Raw genomic sequence first — 9,317 nt, 5'->3', positions numbered from 1 at the left:
CAGGGGCTCGGGCTCCTCCCCCGCCGCTCCGTGCCGTGCTCCGCGCAGGGTGTGCACGGCCTGCTTGATCTCGGGGCGTTCGAAGAACCGGGTGGTCCCGCGCACGGTGAACGGCACGCCCTCGTCGGTCAGGGCCTGCTCGTAGGCGGCCGACTGGGCGTTGGTGCGCACCAGCACCGCGATCTCGCTGGCCGGGGTGCCGCCCTCCATCAGAACGCTGATCTTGCGGGCGACCCCGGTGGCCTCGGCGGGCTCGTCGTCGTACTCCTGGTACATGGGGTCGGGTCCGTCGGGGCGCTGCGCCCGGAGGGTGAGGTGCTGGGCGGAGGCGCTGCCGCGCGCCTGGCCGATGACGTGGTTGGCGACCCGCACCACCTGGGGCGTGGAGCGGTAGTCGCGGACCAGTTCGACCACGGTGGCGTGCGGGTAGCGGGCGGAGAAGCCGGTCAGGTAACCGGGGGTGGCGCCCGCGAAGGAGTAGATGGTCTGGCTGGGGTCGCCCACCACGCACAGGTCGTCACGGTCGCCCAGCCAGGCGTCCAGGAGGAGCCGCTGGAGCGGGTTGACGTCCTGGAACTCGTCGACGACGAAGTACCGGTACTGGTCGCGCACGCGCTGGGCGATGGCCGGGTACTCGTTGATCATCCCCGCGGTGAGTTCGAGCATGGACTCGAAGTCGAGGAGGTTGTGCTCGCGGCGCAGGTCCTCGTAGGCCTCGAAGACCCGGGCGACCTCGCCCGCGGGCATCGGGGCCTGGCGGCCCGCCTTGGTGACGGCCTTGTCGTAGTCGCTGGGGCGCACCTGGGTGACCTTGGCCCACTCGATCTCGCTGGCCAGGTCGCGCAGGCCCGCGCGGTCGGGCTGGAGCCCCACCGAGTGGGCGGCCCGGGAGACGGCCTGGATCTTGCTCTCGATGAGGGTGGGCTTCTCACCGCCGACGACGTCGGGCCAGAAGAAGGCGAGCTGCCGCAGCGCGGCGGCGTGGAAGGTGCGGGCCTGCACGCGGGGGGCGCCCAGGGAGCGCAGGCGTCCGCGCATCTCCCCGGCGGCGCGGGCGGTGAAGGTGACCGCGAGGACCTGTTGCTCGGAGACCACACCGCTGGCGACCGCGTACGCGATGCGGTGGGTGATGGCGCGGGTCTTCCCCGTTCCGGCACCGGCCAGGATGCACACGGGGCCGCGCAGGGCGCGCGCCGCCTGGGTCTGCTCCGGGTCCAGTCCCTCCAGGACGCGGTCGGGATCCATGGTGCTCCTGCATCTGGTCGGGGTGGGTGGAAGACCCAGTCTCTCAAGTATCCGGCGTCACGGGGAGCGAATCGGACACCACGTCCGACGTATCCCGAGGTCACATGGCCCAGCAGACATTCCCGAACCAGTTGGGCCTGTGAGGCGTCCCACGTTGTGTCGCACGGTCGCGGGAAGTGGTTCGGTCCCCTCGATGTTGAGATAAACCGGACACGACCCATCGACCGTAGGCAAGGACGTGAGCGAGATGACGAACTCGGCGACCGAACAGTTCACGATGTACACCACCCCGTGGTGCGGATACTGCAAGCGGCTCAAGAGCCAGCTCTCCCGTGAGGGGATCACCATCCACGAGGTGAACATCGAGGAGCACCCGGAGGCCGCCGAGACCGTGATGAGGGTCAACGGAGGGAACCAGACGGTCCCGACGCTGGTCTTCAGTGACGGAGCGGCGATGACCAACCCGTCGCTCGCTCAGGTGAGGCAGAAACTGGCCGAGCTGTCGTAGGACGGTACGTGGGCCGCGGGTCGCGCTTCTGGGGCGCGACCGCGGCCCGCGTCACGGGCCCGCCTTCCACACGGCGGCGCACCTTCCGACGACGCTCGGGCCGTGAGGAGCTCGGACGATGAGGACGGGGAGTGTTGAGTTGGGGGAGGACATGAGGCCTCATGACGTGGCGGTCGCCGACACGGTGGACACGGACGTGGTCCGCCGTACCCCGGCCGGGTGGCGGGTGGGCGGTGACGAGGTGCCCGACCTGGTGAGCGCGATGGTCCTCGCGGACCTGCTGACCGGTGAGTCGGGAACCCGCGTTCCGCGGGCCCAGGCACCCGGGCGGGCCCCGGAGGGGGCCTCCGAGGTCGAGCGGCTGCGGCACACCGTCTCGCAGCTGGAGCACGCGCTGCACTCGCGCGTGGTGGTGGAGCAGGCGATCGGGGTCCTGGCGGAGCGGCACACGATGGCGCCCCGCGAGGCCTTCGAGCGGCTGCGCTCCTCGGCGCGTTCGCGCGGCCGGAAGGTTGCCGACCTGGCACGGGACGTGGTGGAGAGCAGCACGAGCCCTCTCACCACGCTGCCCGACGAGCTGAGCACCGTCCAGGGGTAGCCTCGGGCGGTCACCAGCCGCCCGGGAGCTCGGCCCCGTACCAGTGCTCGATGAGGGTGCGGGCGATCGACACCCGGCCGGGCAGCAGGACCTCCTCGGAGTGCACGGCCTCGGCCAGCTCGGCGCGGGTGAACCAGCGGGTGACGGCGATCTCGTCGTCGGTACGCTCGGTCTCGCCCACGGCGCGCGCGGTGTACCCCACCATCAGGCTGCGCGGGAAGGGCCAGGGCTGCGAGGACAGGTAGCGCGGGGTCCCGACCACGACGCCCGTCTCCTCGGCGACCTCGCGGATCACCGCCTGTTCCAGCGACTCCCCCGCCTCGACGAACCCGGCGAGCACGGAGAAGCGGCGGGCGTCCCAGTTGGGGTTGTTGCCGAGGAGCACCTCCTCGCGACCGTCGCGCTCGCGGTGCACCAGCATGATCACGGCCGGGTCCGTCCGGGGGTACTGCTCGGTTCCCTCGGCCTCGCACACGCGCAGGTGTCCGGCGGCGGCCGGGGTGGTGCGGGAGCCGCAGCGGGGGCAGAACCCGTGGGTGACGTTCCAGTTCGCGAGGGCGACGGCCCGGGTCATGAGCCCGGTGTCGCGGTCGTCGAGGAGCGCGCCGATCTCACGTAGGGACGCGGGCCGGGCCTCCGGCGTGGCGGCCAGCTCCTGGTGGGAGAGGACCGCGAAGTAGGCGCGTTCCCCGTCGGTGCCAAGCAGGTAGCGCTCGCCCTCGGGGGCGTCGCCGGGCGTGGTCAGCACGAGTCCTGGGGCGTCGCCGGTGGTGACGAGGGCCTGGGACTGTTTGGCCATGAGGGCCCTCCAGCCGTGGCTGCCGGGGTCACCGCCCTCCAGCACCAGCACACGCGTACCGGGATCCGCCCACGCCTCGGCCAGCCACTCCTGGTCCAGGCGCCGGTGACCGGCCGCGTCGACGGAGAAGCGGGAGAGGGAGGGAGTCGCGTCGGCGTCCATGGGTCCTTCCGGGGTTGGCGGGCCGTCCGGACGAGGCCCGCTCCTACAGGGTTAACACCGGCTGGGGGCCGCGAACGTCCTCACTCACGGCCCCGACCGTTGGGGTGGCGGCCCCGGCGCGAAGCGCCCGCGGCGGGCGGCGCGGAGCCCCGGAACCGACACCCGCCTGGTGGGCTGACCGGATGCGTCGCCGGTGTGGCTGGAGTGCTCCGCCCCGGGTGATCCCGCACTTGTGGCGAGGCGCCGAAGTTGGCCACGGGTACGGGATCGCGGCGAACGGAGTCGACCGGTGGGCCCTCCGGTCACCGCCTAACGGCCGACCGTGCCGAGTTCCTCCCACAGGTAGGCTGCGCTCTCGGCTCCCTTGAGCAGCAGCGGGAGCTCCACCTTCTCGTTGGGGGCGTGGATGCGGTCCTCGTCCAGTCCGACGGCGACGAACACCAGCGGCGCCCCGAGGATGTCGGCGATGTCGGCCTCCGGCCCGCTGCCGCCCTCACGGGTGAAGAGCACCTGCTTGCCGAAGGCGCGCTCCATGGCCGAGCGGGCCGCCTTCAGCGCGGTGGAGGACAGGTCGGAGGCACAGGCGCGCACGCCGGGGCCGCCGAACCCGGTCTCGGCGCGCAGGCCGTCGGGGGTGGCCGACTCGACGTAGGCGCGGACGCGGTCCTGGACGTGCAGCGGCTCCTGGCCGGGGACCAGTCGGAAGCTGACCTTGGCGTGCGCGGAGCGGGGGACGATGGTCTTGCCGCCCGAGCCGGTGTGGCCGCCCCACATGCCGTTGATCTCGGCGGTCGGGCGCAGCCAGATCCGCTCCAGCGTGCTGTAGCCCTCCTCGCCCCAGGTGGCGGTGGAGGCGGCGGTGTCCAACCACTCGCGCTCGTCGAAGGGCAGCCGGGCGATGAGGTCGCGCTCCTCCTGGCTGGCCTCGACCACCCCGTCGTGGAACCCGGGGATCGCCACCCGGCCGTTCTCGTCGTGCAGGCCGGACAGCAGGTCGCTCATGGCCTTGAGCGGATTGGGGACGGCGCCGCCGAAGGAACCGCTGTGCAGGTCGCGCTCGGGTCCGTACAGGCTGATCTCGACGTCGGTGACGCCGCGCATGCCCACGCACATGGACGGGGTGTCGGCCGCCCACATCGTGGTGTCGGAGATGACGGCGACGTCGCAGGCCAGGCGGTCGAGGTTGGCCCGCATCAGGTCGGCGAAGTGCACCGATCCGGACTCCTCCTCGCCCTCCACGAGCAGCTTGATCGTGACGGGCGGGGCGTCGGCGCCGGAGGCGGCCAGGGCCGCGCTCACGCCGAGGGCGTGGAAGAGCACCTGCCCCTTGTCGTCGGAGGCCCCGCGGGCGAACAGGGAGGTGCCGCGCTCGGTGGGCTTGAAGGGGTCGGTCTCCCACTCCGCGACGGGGTCGACGGGCTGGACGTCGTGGTGCCCGTAGACGAGCACCGTGGGGGCGTCGGGGTCGGCGGCGGGCCACTCGGCGAAGACGGCGGGCAGGCCGGGGGTCTCCCACACCTCGACGGTGGGGAAGCCGGTCGCGGTGAGGTGGTCGGCGAGCCACCGCGCGGACCGCTGCACGTCGATGTGGTGCGCGGGGTCGGCGGAGATCGACGGGATCGCCAGCCACTCCTTGAGGGAGGAGACGAACTCGTCCCGGTGTGCCTCGATGTAGGCGCGTGCGTCCATGTGACCCGTCCTTCCTCGACGTCCTTGTCGAGAAAGAGCCTAGGACCCGTCCGGAGCGCTCCCGTACGCGGACCTGGGGAGGGCTCCCCCTCCCGGGACCCGGGGAGGGTGCCGCGGAACCCTTCCGGACGCGGGACACTCGAAGGTGCACGGGGCGGGACCGGCCCGCCCACCGACGAAAGGAACCCCGTGGAGACTGCTCCCGCCGCCCCGATCACCGAGAGGTTCGGGCAGCTCTTCGACACGCTCGACTCCGACGGCGACGGCGCCATCACCTGGGAGGACTACCAGCGCCTCGTCAACCGCTACACGAGCGGATACTCCCTGGACGCGGCCGACCGCCGGGCGCAGGCCGTCCACGCCTCCTACCAGATGCTGTGGTTGGAGCTGCTCCGCCACTCCTCGGCCCCCGAGGCGCGCCTGGACCGGGACATGTTCGTCCGGGCGATGCACTCGGCCTCCGAGGACAGGAGCCGGTTCAACATGACCGAGGGCGTGGCCGAGGCCGTCTTCGACCTCCTCGACACCGACGACGGCGGTTCGGTCAGCGAGGCCGAGTACGTCCGGTACGCGGAGATCCTGGGGGTCGCCTCCGAGACCGCCCGGGAGCGGTTCCGGGGTCTGGACACCGACAGCGACGGGTTCGTCAACCGCGAGGAGTTCGTCCTCTCCTCCCGGGAGTACCTCTTCGGCGACGACCCCGACTCCCCGGGCGGGTTCGTCTTCGGCGTGATCTGAGCCGGGCCGCGGGTCCGCGGCCCGGCCGGACCCTCCGGGCACGGACTCAGCCTCCGGTGGCCTCGCGCCAGGCGTCGAGGTACTCGGGGAGGTTGGCGTCGATCTCCTTCCAGTCGGGTTCGAAGACCTCCACCCCCTCCATGAGGGCCTCCAGTTCCTCGGCGCCCTCGCCCTCCACCGGAACGTCGGTGCGGGCGGGAAAGCCCCCGGCGACGGGGACGACCTGCCCCTGGGCCGCCTCGGAGAGCATGAAGTCGAGCAGGGCGCGGCCGTGCTCGGGCTGGGGCGCGTCGGTGACGAGCCCGGCGGTGTAGGGCAGGGCGAAGGTGGTGGGCCGTCCCCCCTCGCGTGCGGGGAACCAGATGCCGAGGTTGGGCATGGTGCGGGACTGGGCGACGTTCATCTGGACGTCGCCGTTGGCGACCAGCAGCTCCCCCTTGTCCACCTTGGGGCCGAGCGCGCCGGTGGAGGAGGACGGGCCGACGTTGTTGGCCTGGAGTTCGCCGAGGTACTCCGTGGCGGGCTCCAGGCCGCCGAAGGCGTGCATGGCCTGGATGAGCACGGCCGTGCCGTCACCCGCCACGCCCGGGGTGGAGTACTGGAGACGGCTCTCGAAACGGGGGTCGAGCAGGTCCTCCCACGTGGTGGGAGGCTCCTCCAGTTCCTCGGTGTTGTAGGTGAGGCAGAAGTAGTTGTTGACGATCGCGGTCCACCTCCCCTCGGGGGCCCTGGTCCCGACGTGCTCGGAGCCCTCGGGTTCGTACTCCTGGAGCAGTCCCATGCCGTCGGCCTGCTGGATGAAGGGCGGCAGGGTGATGATGACGTCGGCCTGCGGGTTGGCCCTCTCGCGTGCGGCGCGCTGGACGATCTCCCCCGAGCCGCCCTCGACGTACTGGACGGTGACGCCGGTCTCGGCCTCGAAGTCGGCGAAGACCTGGTCGAGCCAGCCGGTGCCCTCCGTGTTGCGCAGGCCGTCGGCGGTGTAGACGGTGACGCTGTCGACGGGTGCGAAGGCCGCGCAGGAGGTCAGGGCCCCGGCGAGGGCGAACGCGGCGGTGGCGGCGAACGTGCGTGCGGTGAGGGTGCGAACCGCGGAGGTGCGTGCGGCGGGTCTGCGGACGACGGGCATGGCGGGCCTCCTGGGAGAGGGGTCAGCGGTGGGCGGCGCGGGTGCGCACGCGGGACAGGACGAGCAGGACGAGCAGGGTGGTGGCCATCAGCACGATCGCCGCGGCCGCGCCCGAGAAGAGGGCGCCCCGGTCGGTGGAGGCGTAGATCTGGACCGGCAGCGGCATCCAGTTGGGCGGATAGAGCATCATGGTGGCGCTCAGCTCGCCCATGGACAGCGCGAAGCAGAGCCCGGCGGCGGCGCTGAGCGAGGGCAGCAGCAGGGGCAGCCGCACCTGGAACAGCACCCGCGCCGGTCGGGCGCCGAGGGAGGCGGCGACCTGCGCGTAGATCGGGTCGAGCCGGTCCAGCGCGGCGGAGACCGACTGGTGGGCGAAGGCCGTCACCAGCACGGTGTGCGCGACGAACACGATGGCCTGGGTGCCGTTGAGCAGCAGGGGCGGGCTGCTGAACGCCACCAGCAGGGCCAGGCCGAGGACCACCGTGGGGACCGCGACGGGCAGCATGAAGAGGGCGTCGACGACGGCGCGGCCGCGGTGGCGCAGCGCGTGGGCGGTCAGCGCGCTCCAGGTTCCGAGGACCAGCGCCGAGACGCTGGCGGTGACGGCGGTGACCACGCTGACGCGCAGGGAGTCCAGGGTGGTGCCCCTGGCCAGGTCGGTGAAGTTGTCCGGCGTCGGACCGGAGGGCAGGACGCCGCTCCAGTTGGTGGACACCGACGCGGTGACGATGACCCCGAGCGGGAGCAGGAACAGCGGTAGGACGATCACGGCGAAGAGCGCCCACACGGCCCAGCGGGCGGAACGGCTATGCACGAGCACGGCGGCCTCCGGAGGACGTGCGCAACCGGGCGGTGGCCGCGCGGTAGGCGAGGTAGAGGCAGACCGACAGGGCCGCGTTGACCGTGGCGACGACGCACGCGGTGGTGTAGTCGGCCTGGAGGATCGCCGAGCCGTAGACCAGCATCGGCAGGGTCACCACGTCCTTGGCCCCGGTGAACAGGACGATCGCGAACTCGTTGAGGCACAGCACCAGCACGAGCGCGCCTCCGGCGGCGAGCGCGGGCAGCGCCTCGGGCAGGATGACGGTTCGCACGATCCTGAGCGGGCGGGCGCCCAGGGAGGAGGCGACCTCGATCTGCGCGGTGTCGAGCTGGGCGAACGCGGCGAGCAGCGGACGCATGACGAACGGGGTGAAGTAGGTGATCTCCGCCAGGACCACGCCCCAGGGCGTGGCGAGGAAGCCGATCGGCCCCGTCTCGTCGCCGGTGACCTCCGTCCACATGCCGTTGGCCACGCCCACGGTGCCGTAGAGGAACAGCAGCGCGATGGTGATGAGAAAGGACGGGAAGGACAGGTAGGTGTCGATGAACCGGGCGGTGGCGCCGCTCCCGGGGAAGGGCACGAACGCCACGACCAGGGCGAGCAGGAAGCCGAGGACCAGGCAGCCCAGCGTGGCGGTGACCGCGACGAACACGGTGGTGCCCAGCGCCGACCGGAAGGACTCCGAGGCCAGGACACCGGTGTAGTGGGCGGTGGTGAGGCCGCCGTCGGGCGCGGCGAGGGACTCCAGGACGACGAGGGCGAGCGGGTACAGGAACACCAGGGCGAGCAGTGCGACGGGCGGCACCGCCCACACCCACACGGGAGGCCTGCGGGGCGCCCGGGCCGGGGTGGGTCCGCCCTCCGGGGCCGTGGTGCCCGCCGGGGTCGACGAGGGCCCGGGGTACCGTTCGCGGTCCTCCGTGGACACGGACTCCACGAGCCCCGTCCCCGGTTCCGTCTCGCGGCTTGACCTCAGCATCAGACCGCCTCCTCCCCGTCCTCCTCCGGGAGCAGGACGGCGTCCCCGCGGGCGAACCCGAGCGTGACCGCGCTGCCGGGCTCGGGCGGGGTCCGCATCTCCCGGAGTTCGGCGGTGACGGGCGTGCCCTCGACCAGGGCGGTGACCCGGTGGACGGAACCGCGCCACTGGACGTCGGTGACCACGCCCTCCAGGGTGTGTTCGCCGCCGCCGAGGGTGAGCAGGTGCGGGCGCAGGCACACCCGCAACGCGTCGCCGTCGCCCGTGCCGTGCGGCAGGTCGTCGGCGTCCGCAGCGAGGACGGTGCCGCGGCAGTGCACGCTCCCGTCGGCCAGGCGCGCGGGCAGCAGGTTGGCGCCGCCGACGAAGCGGGCCGTGAACGGTGTTCGGGGGCGCTGGTAGAGGCGTCGGGGCGTGTCGCAGTCGCGCAGCCGGGCCCGGTCCAGGACGGCCACCCGGTCGGCCAGGGTGAGCGCCTCACCCTGGTCGTGGGTGACGTACAGGACCGTGACGTCGGGCAGCTCGCGGTGCAGGCGGGCCAGCTCGGCGAGCATGTCCGAACGCAGCTGGGCGTCGAGCGCGGACAGCGGTTCGTCCAGCAGCAGCACGCCGGGGCGGATGGCCAGGGCCCGGGCGATGGCCACCCG

At 72.5% G+C, this 9,317-nt stretch carries 10 protein-coding genes; 3 read left to right on the top strand and 7 right to left on the bottom strand.

All coding sequences use genetic code 11. From position 1 onward, the window contains the following. Positions 1 to 1,245, bottom strand: a 1,245-nt coding sequence (locus D455_RS0111650; RefSeq protein WP_017570902.1) for an ATP-dependent helicase, incomplete at its 3' end; no start/stop codon positions are given. A gap of 247 nt (positions 1,246 to 1,492) precedes the next feature. Here D455_RS0111650 and D455_RS0111645 point away from each other — a divergent pair. Next, on the top strand, positions 1,493 to 1,753 hold the full coding sequence (locus D455_RS0111645; protein WP_017570901.1) for a mycoredoxin: 261 nt from the start codon (positions 1,493 to 1,495) through the stop codon (positions 1,751 to 1,753). 151 nt (positions 1,754 to 1,904) lie between these two features. Further along, complete coding sequence (locus D455_RS0111640; RefSeq protein ID WP_040684805.1) at positions 1,905 to 2,351, top strand: ANTAR domain-containing protein; 447 nt, start codon at positions 1,905 to 1,907, stop codon at positions 2,349 to 2,351. A gap of 10 nt (positions 2,352 to 2,361) precedes the next feature. On the opposite strand, the gene nudC is transcribed toward D455_RS0111640, so the two are convergent. Next, entirely contained in the window at positions 2,362 to 3,312 is a 951-nt protein-coding gene (gene nudC / locus D455_RS0111635) for an NAD(+) diphosphatase (RefSeq protein WP_017570899.1), read from the bottom strand. Between the two features lie 309 nt (positions 3,313 to 3,621). Then, positions 3,622 to 5,001 (bottom strand): dipeptidase, encoded by a 1,380-nt coding sequence (locus D455_RS0111630; protein WP_017570898.1) that lies wholly within the window; start codon positions 4,999 to 5,001, stop codon positions 3,622 to 3,624. A 189-nt stretch (positions 5,002 to 5,190) separates the two neighbouring features. On the opposite strand from D455_RS0111630, the gene D455_RS0111625 reads away from it, so the two are divergent. Continuing rightward, complete coding sequence (locus tag D455_RS0111625; RefSeq protein ID WP_017570897.1) at positions 5,191 to 5,739, top strand: EF-hand domain-containing protein; 549 nt, start codon at positions 5,191 to 5,193, stop codon at positions 5,737 to 5,739. A gap of 46 nt (positions 5,740 to 5,785) precedes the next feature. On the opposite strand, the gene D455_RS0111620 is transcribed toward D455_RS0111625, so the two are convergent. From D455_RS0111620 to D455_RS0111605, 4 genes are all read right to left on the bottom strand, one after another. Continuing rightward, on the bottom strand, positions 5,786 to 6,868 hold the full coding sequence (locus tag D455_RS0111620) for a 2-aminoethylphosphonate ABC transporter substrate-binding protein (RefSeq protein WP_017570896.1): 1,083 nt from the start codon (positions 6,866 to 6,868) through the stop codon (positions 5,786 to 5,788). A 22-nt stretch (positions 6,869 to 6,890) separates the two neighbouring features. Next, a complete protein-coding gene (locus D455_RS0111615; protein WP_017570895.1) occupies positions 6,891 to 7,688 on the bottom strand; it encodes an ABC transporter permease in 798 nt (265 codons plus the stop codon). Continuing rightward, positions 7,675 to 8,670, bottom strand: coding sequence for a 2-aminoethylphosphonate ABC transporter permease subunit (locus D455_RS0111610; RefSeq protein ID WP_017570894.1), 996 nt, complete (start codon positions 8,668 to 8,670; stop codon positions 7,675 to 7,677). The genes D455_RS0111615 and D455_RS0111610 overlap by 14 nt, the downstream gene beginning before the upstream one ends. Further along, the coding region (locus D455_RS0111605; RefSeq protein WP_017570893.1) for an ABC transporter ATP-binding protein at positions 8,670 to 9,317 on the bottom strand (648 nt) is incomplete at its 5' end. The genes D455_RS0111610 and D455_RS0111605, both read right to left, overlap by 1 nt.

Origin of the sequence: Nocardiopsis halotolerans DSM 44410, from assembly GCF_000341065.1 — a bacterium.
Lineage (GTDB): Bacteria > Actinomycetota > Actinomycetes > Streptosporangiales > Streptosporangiaceae > Nocardiopsis > Nocardiopsis halotolerans.
Note: the sequence above shows the minus strand (reverse complement) of the source record. Positions and strands in the feature narration are given on the sequence as shown.